Here is an 18,279-nt window from a genome sequence, read left to right on the forward strand (position 1 = left end):
TTTTACCTCTTCGCTCTGTTAAATCTACAACAATTTGCCGTTTTTGCCGTAAAACGCGCCGATATCTGTGATTGGTTGCCAGCCGCCTTATGCTGCTGGCAATCAGCTAAAGGTCGCTCCGCCGGATCTGCCTCACTCTTTAATTACATTATTGCAACGCACCGATAGCGGAGAGACCTGCGAATGACAACACATCATCAACATTACATTAATGGCGAGTTTGTCGCCGATCACAACGATAAGTGGATTGAGGTGATTAATCCGGCCACCGAAGCGCTGCTGTCGCGTATTCCGCAGGGCAGCGCCGCAGATGCACAGCGCGCGATCCTCGCCGCCGAAGCGGCTCAGCCGCAGTGGGAAGCGTTGCCTGCGGTTGAACGTGGCGTCTGGCTGCACAAAATCGCCACGGCGATCCGCGCACGTGAACCGCAACTGACGGCCACCATTGTGGCTGAAGGTGGCAAAACCCAGGGGCTGGCGCAGATCGAAGTGCTGTTTACCGCGGATTACCTCGACTATATGGCTGAGTGGGCGCGACGCTATGAGGGTGAAATCATCAACAGCGATCGGCCAAACGAAAATATCTTCCTGTTTAAAAAGGCCATCGGCGTCACCACCGGCATTTTACCGTGGAACTTCCCGTTCTTCCTGATTGCACGCAAAGCGGCACCGGCACTGATTACCGGCAATACTATTGTGATCAAACCCAGCGAACTGACGCCAAATAACGCCGCGATATTCGCCGATATTTTACACACCCTGGGCCTGCCAGCCGGGGTGATCAATTTCGTTTATGGCTACGGTCCGGAAGTCGGACAGGAGCTGGCGGCGAATCCTAAGGTCGGCCTGGTCAGCCTGACCGGCAGCGTCGGTGCTGGCGTTGCCACCATGCAGGCTGCGGCCAAAAATGTGACCAAAGTGTCGCTGGAGCTGGGAGGGAAAGCCCCGGCGATTGTGATGGATGATGCTGATATCGACCTGGCGGTGCGGGCAATCGTCAGCTCAAGGATGATCAACAGCGGCCAGGTGTGTAACTGTGCGGAGCGCGTCTATGTGCAGGACGGCATTTACGATCGCTTTATCGCCGCGCTGACCGCCGCCTTCCGGCAGGTGAAACTGGGCGATCCGGCTCAGCACAGCGATATTGATATGGGACCGCTGATTAACGCCGCGGCCCTGCAGCGTGTCGAACAGAAAGTGGCCAATGCGGTTGCGGCTGGCGCAACGGTGGTACTGGGCGGCAAACGGGTCGGCGATCAGGGCTTCTTTTTTGAGCCGACGCTGATCACCGGGGTACGTCAGGAGATGGAGATCATGCAGGAGGAGATTTTTGGTCCGGTGTTGCCGGTGATGCGCTTCAAAACGCTGGACGAGGCGATCGCGCTGGCTAACGACTGCCAGTATGGCCTGACCTCTTCGCTCTATACCCGGGATATCAACACCACCATGAAGGCGCTGCGTCAGCTGAAGTTTGGCGAAACCTACGTTAACCGCGAAAACTTCGAGGCGATGCAGGGCTTTCATGCTGGCTGGCGTAAATCAGGCGTTGGCGGGGCCGACGGCAAACATGGGCTGGAAGAGTTCCTGCAGACCCACGTTGCCTATCTGCAGTTCAGCTAAGCCGGTAAAACGGGCCGCAGTGACGGCCCGTTTTGTTATCCCAGCCGCTTACTGCTGCGTAACAGCGCAATTCCACTCAGCACCGCGACGGCCATCAGGTAATAGCCCGGTGCCAGGCTGCTGCCAGTGACCTGGATCAGCAGGCTACAAATCAACGGTGCAAAGCCGCCGAATACCGTCACCGCCACGTTATAACTGATCGCCATGCCGCTGGCCCGGGTGGTGGCAGGAAACAGATCGGCCATCACCGACGGCACCGTCGAGAAGTAAACCGACTTCAGCAGCGCCATCCACGCCACCAGCAAAATCAGCGTGGTCGGTGTGGTGTGATCGATCATCGCTTTAAACGCCGGATAGATGGTGACCATCAGCAGTAACAGCGACCCCCACATCAGGGGCAGCCGCCCCACACGTTCGGCCCACAATCCCATTATCGGGGTGACGACCGTCAGGATGATCCCGGCCACCAGGGTTGCGGTAAACGCCACCGAGCCCGATAAATGCAGCGTTTTGGTGGCATAGGTCGGGATGTAGTTCAGCATGTAGTTGATGGCGGTCGAAATGACCATCAGCCCAATCGCCAGGGTGATCAGCGCCTTCTGGCGGCCAAACAGAGTCTTCAGCGGCGCGGCATGTTTCTCCTGTGCGACGAAACTGGCGGGCTCGTGCACGTGGCGGCGAATATAGACCCCCAGCGGACCAATCAACAAGCCAAAGGCGAACGGAATGCGCCAGCCCCACGCCTGAATTTCACTTTCGCTGAGCCACTGCGTCAGGCCGAGGCCAAACGCCGACGCCATCAGCGTGCTGGCTCCCTGCGTGGCGAACTGCCAGCTGGCAATAAACGCCTTACGCTCCGGGAAATGCTCCACCAGAAAAGCGGTGGAACTGCCAAATTCGCCGCCGGCGGAGAAACCCTGAATCAGCCGCGCCAGGATGATCAGTAGCGGCGCGGCCAGTCCGATCGTGGCGTAACCCGGCATAAAGGTAATGATCGCCCCACCCAGCATCATCAGATTGATCGACAGCAGCAGCGCCTTTTTACGACCATGACGATCGGCGTAGTTTCCTAACACCAGCGCTCCCAGCGGACGGATGAGAAAGGCGATGCCGAAGCTGCCAAAGGTCAGCAGCAGTGAAACCGACGGATCGCTGACCGGAAAGAATGCGTGGGCGATGTAACTGGCGAAAAAGCCATAGACGGCGATATCAAACCACTCCAGCGCGTTACCGATACAGGTGGCAAACAGCGTTTTATGCAGGCTCGGCCTGAGCTGTGGACGGCTTTGCGCGATGCTGCTCATTGACCACTCTCCTGCCAGTTGCGGTGGCGGGCGAGCAGTTGCTGGCCCTCTTCACCCAGCTGCCAGAACAGCCGGGTCATGATCGCCAGTCCTTCGCGGGCAATCGAGGTCAGCATGTGTTCATTGACGCCGTGCTGGCCACAGGCCGGATAGGAGTGCGGCACCCACAGGGTTGGCAGACCAAGGATATCGGCAAACACCTCATTGGGCAGCGATCCGCCGAGGTTAGGCAGCAGCGCCGGTTTTTTGCCACTGCTGTGGGCCAGACTGTTGAGCGCCCACTCCACCAGCGGATCCTGCGGATTGAGCCGGGTGGCCGGCGAGCCACGCAGAAACTCTACGCTGACATTGTCGAAACCGTGCTGGCGCAGATGCTGTTCAACGTGCTGCACCAGGTTCTGCCAGTCGGTGCCGACCACAAAGCGCAGCTGACAGACTGCCGTGGCGCGACCGGGAATCGCATTCATCGGCTGCGCTGGGTTCCCGGTTTCAAACGCCAGGACTTCCAGCGTGTTCCAGCCATACAACCGTTCAGCCGCGGTTAAACCGGGTTCACCCCAGTTTTCAGCCAGCGCCGGATCGCCAGGCATACCGCCAACGTCGATATCGCTGAGGATGTCGCGCACTGCCGGGGTCAGGGAGTCGGGTTTCAGCGCCGCCACCTGCAACACGCCCTGCGCATTTACCAGACATGCCAGCGCATTCGCCAGCTGGGTGCCGGGGTTGCTTAACAGCCCGCCCCAGTTACCTGAGTGGTAGGCGTTATCGCGCGCGGTAATGGTCAGGCGAAAGTTGGCCGCGCCGCGTGAACCGAGGAACAGCGTCGGCCGCACGGCGTTGAGCCGCGGGCCGTCTGAAGCGATAAACAGATCGGCCGCCAGCAGCGCCTGCTGCTGCTGACAAATCTGCGCCAGCCCCGGCGAGCTGATCTCTTCACCCATCTCAAACAGAATTTTGCAGTTAAAGCCCAGCCTGCCGCCCCGCGCCGCCATCACCTGTTCCAGCGCCGCCAGGTTGATACAGTGCTGGCCTTTGTTGTCTGCGCTGCCACGGCCATACCAGCGATCGCCTTCCGCAGTCAGCTGCCACGGTGACAGTCCGGGACGCCAGTTCTCCTCATCGCCATACACCACATCGCCATGCCCGTAACAGAGCAGCGTCGGCTGCGTCGGGTCCTCGATACGCACCGCAATCAGAAACGGCGGACTGCCCGGCTGGGGATTATCGAAAGGATGCAGCGTAAAACCCAGCGCCTCAAGCTGCGGTCCAATCTCAGCCTGCAGATAGTGTTGCAGCCCGGCCTGACGCTGCGGATGCTGACTCTCCGTTACACAGGCGATGCGTCGGGCCAGCAGCTGCTGAAACGCCCCGCTGTCGAAATAGTTCATCGCCTGGTCTACCGCCTGTTGCTCTGTCATGTTTGCCCTGTTTGTTTTTTTTAATCGTCAGTTATCTTTGACAAACTTCGGCCTTTGCCACAATTATCAATTTATCGAGTTAGCTTTGCTTTTAAAGCAACAAAGGTCTGCCCGATCCTGAGGCATGCCCCGTTTTAATGCGTCCCTGTGGCGGAGGAGTCTCCATGTTGAGCAGTGAAATCCGCTATTTTCTGGCGGTGGTGAATTGCGGATCGCTCAGCGCCGCCAGTGAACAGCTGTTTGTCGCGGTATCGGCCATCAGCCGTCAGATTCAGCGGCTGGAGGCGCAGGTGGGCGTGCCGCTGTTTGAGCGGCATGCGCGCGGAATGGTGCTGAATGAAGCTGGTGAAATTTTTGCGCATCATGTGCGCAAGAGTCAGCTGGATATGGAATATGCGCTGGCGGAGATTAAGGGACTGAAAGCGGTGCGCCGCACCCGGATCCGTATCGCCTGTACCGATGGCATGGCGTTCAGCCTGCTGCCGGGCCTGCTGTCCGATTTTCGGCAGGCGAATCCTGGCGTGCTGTTTGCCCTGAATGTGACCCACTCGCAGGGCGTGGCCGAAGCGGTGCGGGCTGGTGAATGCGACGTCGCGTTGCAGTTCAGCCTGCATCCGGAGCGCAGTGTTGAAGTGCTCGGCTCATGGCCCGCGCCGGTGCTGCTGGCGATGCATCAGAGTCACCCGCTGGCGTCACGCCAGGTTACGCTGGCCGATCTGCCACGCTGGCCGCTGGCACTGCCGGGCCAGCACACCACGGTGCGGCAACTGTTTGATCTCTCCTGTCAGATGAGCAGTTGCGTGGTCGAGCCGGTGCTGACCTGCGATTACTTCGCCACGCTGTATCATTTTTTGCTGCGCACGCCGCAGGCGGTGACGATTTGTAGCGCCTTTACCCTGCTGTTTGAACACCAGGCACAGAACCTGGTGCTGCGGTCGATGGGCGTCGATCAGCTCAGCCAGCGGACGCTGCAACTGCAGACGGTGTCGGGTCGTCAGCGCACCGCTGCGCTGACGCTGTTTGTGGAGTTTTTACAGCAGCGGTTAACTGAAATCGATCAGCAACTGCGTGGGATCGGCGGCTGAGGCCGTAACGCCCCCACTGGCGGGCGTTACGTTGCAGAGCCGGGCCGTAGCTTCTTACTGTTTGATATCGACCTGGTAGAAAATGTGTTTGCCAAACGGATCAACCTGATAGCCGCTGACCGATTTGCGCACCGGCTCAAAAATGGTCGAGTGGGCAATCATCACTGCCGGCATTTGATCGTGCATTATCTGCTGCGCCTGCAGATACATCGCGGTGCGCTTGCCCTGATCCGGTTCGGCGCGGGCGGCGGTGATTAACTTCTCAAACGGCTGATAGCACCATTTTGACGAGTTCGATCCGCCCTGCGCCGAGGTGCAGCTGTAGAGCGGGCCAAAGAAGTTGTCCGGGTCGCCGGTGGCGGTGGTCCAGCCCATTAATGCCGCCTGATGCTCACCGCTGCGGACCCGTTTCAGGTATTCGCCCCACTCATAGCTGACAATATTGGCTTTAATACCGACTTTCGCCCAGTCTGACTGGATCATCTCGGCCATGCGGCGGGCATTGGGATTGTAGGGCCGCTGCACCGGCATCGCCCACAGCGCAATCTCGGTACCCGGTTTGACCCCGGCCTGTTGCAGTAACGCTTTGGCTTTTTCCGGATCGTAGTCGTAATCTTTCAGATCTTTGTCGGCGCTCCAGACGCCCGGTGGCAGAATGTTTTTTGCTACCGTGCCGGTACCTTTAAAAATCGCCTCGATGATCGCCGGTTTGTTGATCGCCATCGCCAGTGCCTGACGGACTTCCACCTTGTCGGTTGGCGCTTTGGTGGTATTAAACGCCAGGAAACCGGTATTCAGCCCGGCTTTCTGTTCCAGGGTGATGTCCGGGTTGGCGCGCATTTTTTCCAGATCGGCCGGATTGGGGAACGGCATCACCTGGCATTCGTTCTTCTCCAGCTTGGCATAACGCACCGAGGCATCCGGGGTGATGCTGAACACCAGCCGATCCAGCTTTGCCTTGCCCTGCCAGTATTGTGGGAAGGCCTTGTAGAGAATGCGTGAGTCCTTCTGGTACTGCACCAGCTCAAACGGCCCGGTGCCGATAGGGTTCATGTCGACCTTCTCCGGCGTACCGGCTTTCAGCATGCTATCGGCATATTCAGCCGAATGAATCGAGGCAAAGTACCAGCCAAGATCGGCCAGAAACGGCGCTTCCGGGTGCGACAGCGTGAAGCGCACCGTATGGTCATCCACCCGTTCAATCTGTTTAATCAGTGTCGACAGCTCCAGGCTTTCGAAGTTGGAATAGGTGCCGCCCGAGACGTTGTGGTAGGGATTTTTCGGGTCCATCTGGCGCATAAAAGAGAAGATGACATCGTCTGCGTTGAAGTCGCGCGTCGGTTTAAACTGTTTGTTGCTCTGGAATTTGACGTTTTTACGCAGATGGAAGGTATAAACCGTGCCGTCGGGGCTGATCTCCCAGCTTTCCGCCAGGCTGGGGACCAGTTCAGTAGTACCGGCCTTAAAGTCCACCAGGCGGTTAAATACCGGCACCGCGCTGGCGTCTACGCTGGTGCCCGAGGTATAGAGTTGCGGGTTGAAATTCTCTGGCGATCCTTCTGAGCAGTAGACCAGCGTTTTGGCGTTCACGCTGGCCGCCAGCGTCATCCCAGCCGTAACAAGCGCTAAGGTGGCTATCTTCATTTTCATTATCATCCTCGCTTTGTATTGACTTCCGGTGATCAGAATACCTAAATGAATCATTCAGATGCTTCATTGATAGCACGATTCGGCACCATAGCGAACCCTGCCCGTGGCTGACTAATAAGGAATAGTGATGACCGACAAACTTGAGACGCAACTTACCGAGCGCTTTTTCCGTTACCTCGCCGTCAGCAGTCAGAGTGATGCGAAATCGACCACTCTGCCCAGTACCCCGAGCCAGCACGCGATGGCGGAACTGCTGGCGGCCGAGCTGCGTGCGCTGGGGCTGGAACAGGTGGTGATTGACCAGCATGCGACGGTAACGGCGGTGAAACCGGGTAATCGTCCCGCTGCGCCGCGTATCGGCTTTATCACCCATATCGATACCGTTGACGTCGGTCTGTCACCCGATATCAAACCGCAGATTCTGCGCTGGGAGGATCAGGATCTCTGCCTGAATGCCGACCAGGATATCTGGCTACGCCGCGATCAGCATCCGGAGATCGCTCCCTATATCGGTCAGCAGGTGATTTTCAGCGACGGTACCAGCGTACTGGGCGCTGATAACAAAGCGGCAGTGACGGTGGTGATGACGCTGATGGAGAACCTTAACGGCGACCACGGCGATATCGTGGTGGCGTTTGTGCCCGATGAAGAGATTGGCCTGCGCGGAGCCAAAGCGCTCGATCTGGAAACGCGATTTAATGTGGACTTCGCCTGGACCATCGACTGCTGCGAACTGGGCGAAGTGGTGTATGAGAACTTCAATGGTGCCGCCGCCGAAATCCGCTTTACCGGCGTACCGGCGCATCCGATGTCGGGTAAAGGGGTGCTGGTTAACCCGCTGCTGATGGCGCATGACTACATCAGCCAGTTTGATCGTCAGCAGACCCCGGAACAGACCGAGGGCCGTGAAGGCTATATCTGGTTCAATGAGATCCAGGCCAACGCCAGCCAGGCGGTCCTGAAAGCCTCTATCCGTGATTTTGATCTGGCCAGTTTTGCCGAGCGTAAGCAGCAACTACAGCAGCAGGCGCAGGCGATTGCTGCCCGCTACCCGACCGGCAAGGTTGAGATCACCATTACCGATATCTACAGCAATATCAGCAATGCGCTGGGCGAGGATCGTCGGGCGATCGACCTGATTTTCAAAGCGTTCCGCGCGCTGGATATCGAACCAAAGGTGATTCCGATGCGGGGCGGCACTGACGGTGCAGCGCTGTCGGCTAAGGGCTTACTGACGCCGAACTTTTTCACCGGTGCGCATAACTTCCATTCGCGCTTTGAGTTCTTACCACTGCCGTCGTTTGTGAAATCCTATCAGGTGGCGGAAAAACTCTGCTACCTGGCAGCGGAATAACGATTAAATCGGGCGCAGCACGCGCCCGATTGTCAGTTATGGCTTCACGCTGACATCAATGCCCGGGAAATATTTCTCAGCCAGCTTCTTCACGGTGCCATCTGTCTGCACTTTGGCGATCGCCGTATCCAGCGACTGTTTGAGCTGCGTATCATCTTTACGCAGGCCAAAGCCGATACCCGACCCGAGAATCGCATCATCCTCGACCGGCTTACCGATAAAGCCGAAGCCTTTACCCTGTGGTTTGTCGAGGAAGCCCGACTGACCGGCGGCTGACATCACCAATGTACCGTCCAGACGCCCGGCGACCATGTCGTTATAGACCTGGTTCTGATCCTGATACGAGGTCACGGTAACGCCCTGCGACTCCCAGTGTTTTTTGGCGTAGGTTTCCTGAATCGATCCCTGCAATACCCCGATATTTTTGCCCTTCAGCGCGTCGGCCGTGGGTGCCAGCTTCTGGCCGGTTTTCGCCACCAGCATGGTCGGAATACGGTAGATCGGCTGGGTGAAGCCGATGCTTTTCGCCCGCGCTTCGGTGATGTTCATCGCCGAGTTGATCGCATCAAACTTCTTCGCCTGCAGCGCCGGGATCAGCGCGTCGAAGCTGCTCTCCACCCAGTGGCAGTTAAACTTACCGGCCTGGCAGATCGCGTTACCCAATTCGATATCAAAACCTTCCAGTTCCCCCTGAGCGTTGCGGCTTTCAAACGGCGGATACTGTGACTCCAGGCCATAACGTAAATCCTGCGCCAGCGCCGATACCGACGTCATCATGCCGAGTGCCAGAAACAGTGCGTTGCGTTTTTTCATCATTTACCCCGAAATTATTGTTTTTAACCGATCGCTGCCCTGCTTTACCGTGCGTCAGTCGGGCAACCTTGCGTCCGCCAGCCGCTTACTGCCGGAACGCCGACAGCGCAGCGGCGCCAGCCTCTAATGTTGCCTCGTCTTTGGCAAAGGAAAGACGGATCAGTTTGTTGTCGGTGCCATCCATATAAAACGCCGACAGCGGGATGGTCGCCACCCCGTGATCGACGATAAGACGTTTTACCATCTCGCTGTCCGGTTCGTCACTGAAATGTCCGTAGCTGGCCAGCATAAAGAACGAGCCGGCGCACGGCAGCAGCTTAAACGGTGAATCCTGCATCAGCGCAATCAGCCGATCGCGCTTTTGCTGGTAGAAAGATGACAGTGACAGATAGTGTTGCGGCGTCTGCAGATAATGGGCGAATCCCACCTGCATCGGCGTATCTGCGGCGTACATCATAAACTGATGCACTTTCACCAGCTCGGTCATCAGTTCCGCCGGTGCCAGGCAGTAACCCACCCGCCAGCCGGTGACGTGGAAAGTTTTGCCAAACGAAGAGACGATGACGCTGCGCGCCGCCAGCTCCGGATGGGTCGCCATGCCGCAGTGCGGACGGCCATCAAACAGAATATGTTCATACACCTCGTCGGATAACACCACGATGTCAGTGTTGCGGGTCAGGGCCGCCAGCTGATTGAGATCGTCCGGCGTCAGCACCTGGGCACTGGGGTTATGCGGCGTATTGATGATGATCATCCGGGTACGCGGCGTAATGGCGGCGCGCAACTGCTGCCAGTCGATGGCGAAAGCCGGCACCTGCAGCTTCAGGCCAATCGGCTTGCCGCCCTGTAACCGGACCACCGGTGCGTAGCTGTCGAATGCCGGTTCAAAGAAAATGACCTCATCCCCCGGATGCACCAGCGCGGAAATCGCCATGTAAATGCCCTGACTGGCGCTGCCGGTGATCAGCACTTCACTGGCCGGATCGTATTTCTGGCCGTAGAGCGATTCGACCTTACTGGCTAAAATTTCCCGTAGTGCCGGCAAGCCGGTCATCGACGCGTACTGGTTATGGCCGTCGCGCATCGCCTGGCTGACACTTTCAACCAGCAACGGATCGCAGGGGAAATTCGGTGCGCCCTGCGACAGATTGATCGCCTGATGCTGCGCCGAAAGCTGGCCAATAACGCTGAAAATGGTGGTACCGACATCGGGCAACTTCGAGGTGACTGCGACAGGCGTTTTCAGGGACATGTTCTCTCCGTCAGTGACATAGCGAGCTGAATGCAATTAAGGGCTATTCAACGGGCTGTGACTTGAGTCGGCAAGCGAAATGTCGTCATAATAGCCATGATTAAAATGCATAGCTGAGGTGCTCTGTGTCACGTACAACCCTGCCGCTCAATGCGATTCACGCTTTTCTGGTGACGGCCCGTCACCTTAATCTGACCCATGCGGCCCGGGAACTGTGCATTACCCAGGGCGCAGTCAGCCGCAAAATTGCTGCGCTGGAGCACTGGCTCGGCCTGACGTTGTTTGATCGACACGCCCGTGGTTTGCGTCTGACACCGCAGGGCGCGGCGCTGCTGCCAGAACTGCGTCAGGGCTATGAACTGATGGCGCAGGCCAGCGAAAAAGCGCGTCGCACTCAGGCCAGTATCCGCCTGAAAGCGCCGACCTGTGCGATGCGCTGGCTGGTGCCGCGCCTGGTGGCACTGGAGCAGCTGCGGCCAGAACTGCACGTGGCGCTCACTACCACGCTGGATCACGCCTCACAGCTCGACAATTTTGATGCTGCCATCGTCTATGGCAAACCGCGTACTGACGCACTGACGCTGTTTGAAGAGTCGCTGACGCCGGTAATCGCTAGCGGGCAGCCGATCCCCGCGTCGCCGCAAAACCTGGCGGGCATGACTTTTCTGCATCCCACCGACGATATGCGCGACTGGCAATGCTGGCTGAAAGGGCAAGGCGTGGCGGTTACGATGCAACGCAACCAGCACTTTGCCACCATGGACCTGGCGATTAGCGCAGCGATTCAGGGATTTGGCGTGGCGATTGCTGACAGCAATCTGGTGGAGAGTGATATTGCCAGCGGCAGGCTGATTAAACCGTTCGCTGGCGAGGTAAAAACCGGGGCGAGCTACAGCTTACTGCAGCGATCGCCCGCCGATGGGCCACCGTTGCTGGCGGCGCTGGTGGCGTGGCTGAGTCAGGGTCAGAACGTCACCCAGTCACCGTTGTCAGCTGGCGTAGCCTGACCACCCGCCCGGCCTGGTGCTTTTGGCGCGTTCGGCTTGACAGGTGCAGCCGGCGAGATTGCTGTCCCCTTGCCGGAGAGGCGGAACTTCGCCACTGAGGCCTGTAACGCTTCGGTCTGCAACGCCAGCGCGTTGGCGGCGGCGGAGACTTCTTCGACCAGTGAGGCGTTTTGCTGGGTCACGCTATCCATTTCGGTCACCGCTGCGCCGACCTGGGAGATGCCTTTACTCTGCTCTTCCGATGCGGCAGCAATCTGCTTCATGATCGCGTCGACATCCTGCACCGATTTCAGAATATTATTCATAGTGCCGCCGGTGGTGCCCACCAGCTCCGCTCCTTTTCCGACCCGCTGAACGGAATCTTCAATCAGGGTGGCAATCTCTTTGGCGGCGTTGGCGCTGCGCTGGGCCAGATTACGCACTTCAGAGGCCACCACAGCAAAACCGCGTCCCTGTTCACCGGCGCGAGCGGCTTCAACCGCCGCGTTCAGCGCCAGGATGTTGGTCTGGAAGGCGATACCATTAATCACATTAGTGATCTCAGCAATTTTCTTCGAACTTCCGGAAATCCCGTTCATGGTGCTGACCACTTCACTCACCAGCTGGCCGCCCTGTTGCGCGGTGGTGGTGGCGGTTTCAGCCAGCAGGCTGGCCTGACGCGCATTGTCGGCGTTAAATTTCACCGTGGCGGTCAGCTGCTCCATACTGGCAGCGGTCTGCTCCAGCGCGGCCGCCTGCTCTTCAGTACGCGAAGAGAGATCGTTGTTACCGGCCGAAATCTCTGCGGCACCGCGCGAGATATTCTCGGTACCGCTGCGGATCGCGCTCACCGCTTCACGCAAACTCTCCTGCATCGCGCTCAGCAACGGTACCAGTTTACCGACGCAGTTGCGGCCAAAGTCCGCCACCGGCTGACTCAGATCGCCGGTAGCGATAGTGGCGAAATGGTTGCGGATGGTTTCCAGCGGCCGCACCAGCATCGCCACCAGGTAGCGATCGGTAAACAGCAGAATAAGCAGGCCGATAATTACCGTCACGGTGATAATCATCCTGGTCAGTGCGGTTAAGCGGTCAACTTCAACCCGGGTATGATCGAGGATCAGCGCGGCCCCCTGATTGAATTTTTCGGCGCTGGCACCAAATGCCCGACTGAGCTGCGGCGTCACATTGTTGGCCTGCTGACGATAGGCGTCCGCTGAATCCTGTCGGGCCAGCCGCAGCTGCGGCGTCACACCTTCATCCAGCAATTTCTGCCAGCTCTGAATCACGCTGTCGACCATGTCCGGATTCATCGGACCCGGAGCCAGTTGTTTAAAAGCCGCCAGCTGCTGGGTCATGTTATCCAGCGCCTGCTGAACCGGCGCATAAGCGTCGTCGGTTAGCGTTTTGCCACCGGCTTTGCTGTCCATCACACGCGACAGCCGGGTAATAACCCGGAAATATTGGTCGTTGCCTTTACTCAGCACCGTCATTTGCTCTACCAGATGTCGGTCAACATCATTCCCTTCGCTCAGCGCGCCAAGAGAATGAATGCTGAATAGCCCGACTCCGCTCCAGAGTAAGCAGAACAGGCCCAGAATAGTGAGCATCACAGCGCGAATGGTGAAATTTTTGAGCATTCCCATACAAAAATCCTATACACGTTGACCCGTAAGTATCGGGCATAGGAGATCTATCGGCAGCGAATAGTGAAGATGTAACACTTTTGTTAGCTATAGTTTTACAGCGTCATTAGTGGGAGCCGGTGGGAATTAGTTGTATATTCAATGGAGTATGCGCGAATGGCTCCAGTAATTCCATTCGCGCAATTTGATGATTAGCGGACTAATTAAAGACGCACCATTTTACTCATCAGCAGGCGGAACAGGCGCATTCGGGCGCGCATAAAGTTCCGTTTCAGGACTAAACCACTCTGGCGATGGTCACCGAGTGACATTGTCACATCGTCGCCTGGATGCCACGCGGGCCATACCACTTCGCCTTCCAGCTGCTGCTTGTATTCGCTGGCATCGCAGGCGAATCTGAACCAGTAGTCGCTGACGCGCGAGGCAAATGCCCGATCGGCGTCGCTGAAAGGCCGGTTTTCATTCGGATCCGGCATCTGGCTCAGGGTGTTAAGGACATATGGCACTTCATTGCCATGCCAGGTCCCGTCAGGATAGAGATCGCGCGCATTCTCAGAGACATAATCAAACCAGTAGCGCCAGCCCGGCATGCCAACATTATGCTGGGCGCGCATCACCAGCCACGGCACCACGCTGAACGCCATGTCGCGCGCCACCGCACGACCGAGGCGCTGATCGTCATGGATGTCATACATCCATTTTAGCATCCGATAGATCACCCGATTTTTGTCGCGCAACTGATGCAGCACCGCGGTGGCATCAACGCCAAAATAGTCCAGCACGCTGGCTTCATCACTGTTGCTGCCCGCCATTAGCGGCAGACGGTGCTGTCGGGCCGCGAGGAAGGTTTTCAGCATCGGTTCCGGCAGCACCGCATCGCCGGAAATCGGCACCGGTTGGATCGCCAGCGGGCCATCCAGCGACCAGAAGGCGTCGGCGGGTAAAGCACGCAACGCATCGGCACTGGCGTCGGGCGGCAGCCCCAGATGCTGTGCAACCGCCATGCCCTGCTGACGCGCTTTTTTCAGCGGCGTATCCGGTAAGCTGTAGGCGCTCTGCACAATCCCCTTGTGAAACAGCCCTTCGGCCAGCGGCGAACAGCAGAGCGACAGCACGCTGCGCGCGCCGGATGATTCGCCAAACAGCGTGACATTGCGGCGGTCTCCGCCAAAGGCCGGGATGTTGCGCTGTACCCACTGCAGGGCCGCAATTTGATCGAGCAGGCCAAAATTATTTATGGTGCTGGCAACAGGATATTGCGCATCTAAAGCCGGATGGGAGAAGAAACCGAGATGGCCGAGTCGGTAGTTGATGGTGACCACCACCGCGCCACGCGAGGCCAGCGGTTTACCGCTGTAGGGCGCCAGACCGCCCGCGCCGATGGTATAGCCGCCGCCGTGTAACCAGACCATCACCGGCAGCGGTTTTGTCGGTTCGACATCCGGGGTCCAGACATTAAGGTAAAGGCAATCTTCACTAAATTCGCCGGGATCGCCACCGCCAACTGCCCGGCAATAATCGCGGTTTTGCCAGGCTGATGCTGAAAATTGTGTGGCATCACGCAGATCGTTCCACGGCGTGACCGGCTGCGGCGGACGCCAGCGTAGTGCCCCTTCCGGGGCGGCGGCATAAGGTATGCCTTTGAATACGAAAAGGTCATCATCCATGCATCCACGTAACTCACCCTCTGCAGTCATAATCCGCAGACCTGTTTCGTTTTTCATTCCTGTATCCCTGTTCTAACGACACTCCATTATTTGCAGGCCTTGAGACAATGTCTATGTCTGAGGCGGATTTGCAGATTATGCCGAAGGTTGTAGCAAAGGACTGAACAACTTCATCAAAAGGTTTGAATAGGCAACAGAAGGGTTTTTGATTATATTTGCTTACGCTTTCCAGCCTGCACCGGCACCTGCCGGCTCTGTTATCCTGCGGGAAGACAGCAAAAAAGAAGACTGCACACAGATAATTACAACAAATCATAACGGCGTAGCGCAGATCCTCTTCTGCTGTTCATCGACCGTATCGTTAATACTAATTTATTAGTTTCGCACCAGCATCAGGGAACACCTCTCCGATTACTGTGCGCCAGTCCGGCTCAGCTTATTAAGCCCGGCGCGCACGTAATTCTATCCCGTTTCGTACTAACACCCTTCAGCGGCGATAATATAATCGCCGCTGAAGGAGGCTGCTATCGTGGCGGGATAATTGCCCTGTTGCGACGGCATGGGCTATAAAGTCACCACGCCACAGCGTGCCAGCGAGCGTTGCTGACGCTCCGCATACAGTGCCATCTCGTCCACCACCGCACTGCCCAGCGCCGTTTCAAACGCTTCCCGGCTGGCCTGGCCTGCCGACCAGACCTGTGCGTGATCGCCAAGGTTTGACTGAAAGATGCCCGCGGCGCTGACCGGCAAAAAATCCTCATAGATAATCGGTTCTGCAATGATTCGTCCCTCAGCAATCAGGCTGTCGAGCGTCTCACCACGGGCTGGCGGGCTCGCCATCCCCTTTTCGCTAAGCCGGTAATGGAACCACGCCAGCTCCTGCTGACGCAGCGTCTGCTCATCGTCTGGAAAATCCCGGAACACATCGCTCAGATGCTGCTGATGCTGCTGGTTATCCTGACCGCTGCCCGCCTGATGCAGCAAACGGTCATACAGCGCCCGGCCCTTCGGCGTCAGCGCTGCACCGCGCTGCTCGATTTCACCAAAGCGCGCGGTGTGGGTGCCCTTATGACCATCCCGAAAGGTGATCGCTTCCTCCAGCGCCTTGAAACTGGTCTGGCGTAACAGAATTGGCACCTGACGACGCGGTGGTCCTTCAATCAGGGTTTTCGGTTCGATTCCGCGCGACGGCATCAGTTGCTGCACCCGATCGATATCCAGCGTGCGGGGAGTGAGATGGTTAATGTGACAGCCGGGGAAACAGACCACGTCAGCAATCAGCCGGTGCTGCTGATTCAATGCCTGATAGGTCTGGCTATCGACGCTGCTGTGGGCGTGCCAGCGGAAAGTTTCCAGTGCTTCGGTGACAAACTCCGCCGCCTGCGGGGCGGTGAATCCACCCTGCTGCTGATGTAGCTGCAGCAGTTGCCGACAGCGCGGCGTGAAGATATCGCGCGCCGCCAGAATCGCCGCCGCCCTTTCACGCAGCTCAGGCTCTTCTATCAGCTCCAGTCGTAACAGTGAGGTAAAGACGCGGAAAGGATTACGCCGCAGGGCAGCTTCGTCGACCGGCCGGAACGCGGTGGAATGCACCGGCACGCCGGCCTGGGAGAGATCGTAATAGCCGACCGGATACATCCCCATCACCGCAAACATCTGCCGCAGCGTGGCGAGTTCGCTGGCGCTGCCGACCCGGATGGCACCGTGACGTTCAATATTGAGCCGGCTGAGTTCATCCGCCGCTGCCAGACGATCTTTCAGTGCGGGTTCTGATTCCAGCGTGCGGTCGTTAACCGCCATCACCAACTGCATCAGCGTGCCGTATTGCGGCACTTCCTGCTGATACATGGCGGACATCGCCTGAGAGAAGCGGGTGCGGATTGCATCCGCAGTGAGAAAGTTGTCCATCTGTTCCACCTGACACCGTGAGCGTTGCTGCTAATGTAATGCAACGGATTGGCGCCAGCGGAAAAAATCACGAATTTGTGATCGGCTTAAAGCCGTAGCGGTTTTTTAGCAGCAGCATCAGGGTAGTGACCACCGCCGGAATGGCCAGCAGCAGAAAAATAAAGCTGAACGACCAGCCGAGTGACAGCATTTCTGCTCCGACAAATGCGCTGAGAATTGCGCCGACGCGGCCGACGCCATGCATCCAGCTGGAGCCGGTGGCGCGGGCATGCGTCGGATAATAGCTGGCGGACAGCGCATTCATCCCGGTATTGGCACCGTTGAAACAGAAGCCGCTACAGAAGGCGATGCCGCTCATGATGCCCACCTCCGCCGGAGAGTACCCCAGCGCGACGATAAACAGCCCGCCACAAAAGTAGATCGCCGCCAGTGCCAGGTTGGCATTAAAGCGATCCATCAGCCAGCCGGCAAACAGCGAACCCAGCGTCCCGCCAGCCTGATACATCGCGGTGATAATCGCGGCTTCAGTAACCGACATCCCCAGCGTATTGACCAGCGACGGCAGCCAGCTGCCAATCAGGTAGACCAGAAACAGCCCCATGAAGTAGCCGCCCCACAGCATAGTGCTGCCAAACAGGTAGCTGCGCGACAGCACGGTCGCGATCGCCCCGCGCGTGGCAACGCTGGCTTCAGGCGCATGAAACGCGCTATCCGGCTGCGTGACGCCCGGCATCATCCGGTCAACGATAGCGTGAATTCGTGCCGCAGGCGCGCCGCGGCTAATCAGGAAGCGCACCGATTCCGGCAGCCCGCGGATCAAACACGGCAGGACCAGCAGCGGCAGGATCCCGCCGAGCAGCAGCACTGAGTGCCAGTTGTAACGCGGTAACAGCCACGAGGCAGCAAATCCCCCGCTGGCCGCGCCAAAGGTAAAGCCGCAAAATACCACGGTGATGATGAACGCCCGACGTCGTTCTGGCGCGTATTCAGCCACCAGCGTGCCGACGTTTGGCATCGCTGCGCCCAGCCCCAGCCCGGTGAGGAAGCGGAACAGCATCATCTGTTCGATGTTTTGCGACAGCGCGGTTGCCAGCGTCCAGAGGCCAAAAAAGAAGACGCTAAGAATAATCATCATCCGCCGGCCGTAGCGGTCGGCTAGCGGGCCGGCTACCATCGCGCCGAGCGCCAGGCCAATCAGTGCGGCACTGATCACCATCCCCAGCTGATGGTTGCTGACGCCCCACGCGGTTTTGAGGGTCGGCGCAATAAAGCCCATAATAGCGATGTCCATGCCATCAAGCGCCACCACAATAAAGCAGAGCGCGATTAACCGCTTTTGCCAGCGACTCAGCGCCTGCTGGTTAATGAGCTGGCGTACATCTACCGCCTCTACGCTGGTCAATGAAAACTCCTCTCGGGCACCCGCCATCGGACATCAGATTTAGTAAAAAAAACGGCGCCAATGATAGCCGATCGTTAACGTTAAGACGTCAGATTTTTATATGATATTGAGAATTATTCAACTTTTAATCGCTAACCCGTTGATCTGCGGTTGCCCTGCTGGCTGGCCTGCTGG

Annotated in this window: 13 protein-coding genes; 4 read left to right on the forward strand and 9 right to left on the reverse strand. The window is 57.9% G+C overall.

All coding sequences use genetic code 11. From position 1 onward, the window contains the following. The first annotated feature begins 183 nt into the window (after positions 1-183). Entirely contained in the window at positions 184-1,620 is a 1,437-nt protein-coding gene (aldA, locus tag FHW04_RS05505; RefSeq protein ID WP_089561581.1) for an aldehyde dehydrogenase, read from the forward strand. Between the two features lie 35 nt (positions 1,621-1,655). Here aldA and FHW04_RS05510 read toward each other — a convergent pair whose 3' ends face one another. Beyond that, complete coding sequence (locus FHW04_RS05510; RefSeq protein WP_069728350.1) at positions 1,656-2,924, reverse strand: MFS transporter; 1,269 nt, start codon at positions 2,922-2,924, stop codon at positions 1,656-1,658. Then, complete coding sequence (locus FHW04_RS05515) at positions 2,921-4,342, reverse strand: M20 family metallopeptidase (protein WP_046288306.1); 1,422 nt, start codon at positions 4,340-4,342, stop codon at positions 2,921-2,923. The genes FHW04_RS05510 and FHW04_RS05515 overlap by 4 nt, the downstream gene beginning before the upstream one ends. Before the next feature lie 164 nt (positions 4,343-4,506). Between FHW04_RS05515 and FHW04_RS05520 the strand changes: the two genes are divergently transcribed. Continuing rightward, positions 4,507-5,427 (forward strand): LysR family transcriptional regulator, encoded by a 921-nt coding sequence (locus FHW04_RS05520; protein WP_089561582.1) that lies wholly within the window; start codon positions 4,507-4,509, stop codon positions 5,425-5,427. 54 nt (positions 5,428-5,481) lie between these two features. On the opposite strand, the gene FHW04_RS05525 is transcribed toward FHW04_RS05520, so the two are convergent. Continuing rightward, the gene (locus FHW04_RS05525; protein ID WP_089561583.1) at positions 5,482-7,077 is read right to left on the reverse strand and encodes an ABC transporter substrate-binding protein; all 1,596 of its coding nucleotides are present in this window, start codon (positions 7,075-7,077) and stop codon (positions 5,482-5,484) included. A gap of 127 nt (positions 7,078-7,204) precedes the next feature. Between FHW04_RS05525 and pepT the strand changes: the two genes are divergently transcribed. After that, positions 7,205-8,431 (forward strand): peptidase T, encoded by a 1,227-nt coding sequence (gene pepT / locus FHW04_RS05530; protein WP_089561584.1) that lies wholly within the window; start codon positions 7,205-7,207, stop codon positions 8,429-8,431. 36 nt (positions 8,432-8,467) lie between these two features. Here the strand turns inward: pepT and FHW04_RS05535 are convergent, their stop codons facing one another. Both FHW04_RS05535 and FHW04_RS05540 read right to left on the reverse strand, forming a co-directional pair. Continuing rightward, positions 8,468-9,244 (reverse strand): transporter substrate-binding domain-containing protein, encoded by a 777-nt coding sequence (locus tag FHW04_RS05535; RefSeq protein ID WP_031376758.1) that lies wholly within the window; start codon positions 9,242-9,244, stop codon positions 8,468-8,470. Positions 9,245-9,329: 85 nt separating this feature from the next. Beyond that, the gene (locus tag FHW04_RS05540; RefSeq protein WP_069728354.1) at positions 9,330-10,496 is read right to left on the reverse strand and encodes a methionine aminotransferase; all 1,167 of its coding nucleotides are present in this window, start codon (positions 10,494-10,496) and stop codon (positions 9,330-9,332) included. A gap of 125 nt (positions 10,497-10,621) precedes the next feature. Here FHW04_RS05540 and FHW04_RS05545 point away from each other — a divergent pair, with 125 nt between their 5' ends. After that, positions 10,622-11,503 carry a LysR substrate-binding domain-containing protein gene (locus FHW04_RS05545; protein WP_089561585.1) on the forward strand — a complete coding sequence of 294 codons (882 nt, stop codon included), beginning with the start codon at positions 10,622-10,624 and terminating at the stop codon, positions 11,501-11,503. Here FHW04_RS05545 and FHW04_RS05550 read toward each other — a convergent pair. The 4 genes from FHW04_RS05550 to FHW04_RS05565 form a co-directional block, all read right to left on the reverse strand. Further along, a complete protein-coding gene (locus FHW04_RS05550) occupies positions 11,461-13,128 on the reverse strand; it encodes a methyl-accepting chemotaxis protein (RefSeq protein ID WP_031376761.1) in 1,668 nt (555 codons plus the stop codon). The two genes, FHW04_RS05545 and FHW04_RS05550, sit on opposite strands and share 43 nt — an antisense overlap. Positions 13,129-13,331: 203 nt before the next feature. Continuing rightward, on the reverse strand, positions 13,332-14,852 hold the full coding sequence (locus tag FHW04_RS05555; RefSeq protein ID WP_031376762.1) for a carboxylesterase/lipase family protein: 1,521 nt from the start codon (positions 14,850-14,852) through the stop codon (positions 13,332-13,334). Positions 14,853-15,359: 507 nt separating this feature from the next. Then, positions 15,360-16,703: a 2-oxoadipate dioxygenase/decarboxylase HglS gene (gene hglS / locus FHW04_RS05560; protein WP_089561500.1), complete on the reverse strand. Its 1,344-nt coding sequence runs from the start codon at positions 16,701-16,703 to the stop codon at positions 15,360-15,362. A 67-nt stretch (positions 16,704-16,770) separates the two neighbouring features. Further along, on the reverse strand, positions 16,771-18,105 hold the full coding sequence (locus tag FHW04_RS05565) for an MFS transporter (protein WP_089561499.1): 1,335 nt from the start codon (positions 18,103-18,105) through the stop codon (positions 16,771-16,773). Between the last annotated feature and the right edge of the window lie 174 nt (positions 18,106-18,279).

The sequence above is a fragment of the Pantoea sp. AN62 genome, assembly GCF_050432985.1.
Taxonomy (GTDB): Bacteria; Pseudomonadota; Gammaproteobacteria; order Enterobacterales; family Enterobacteriaceae; genus Pantoea; species Pantoea brenneri.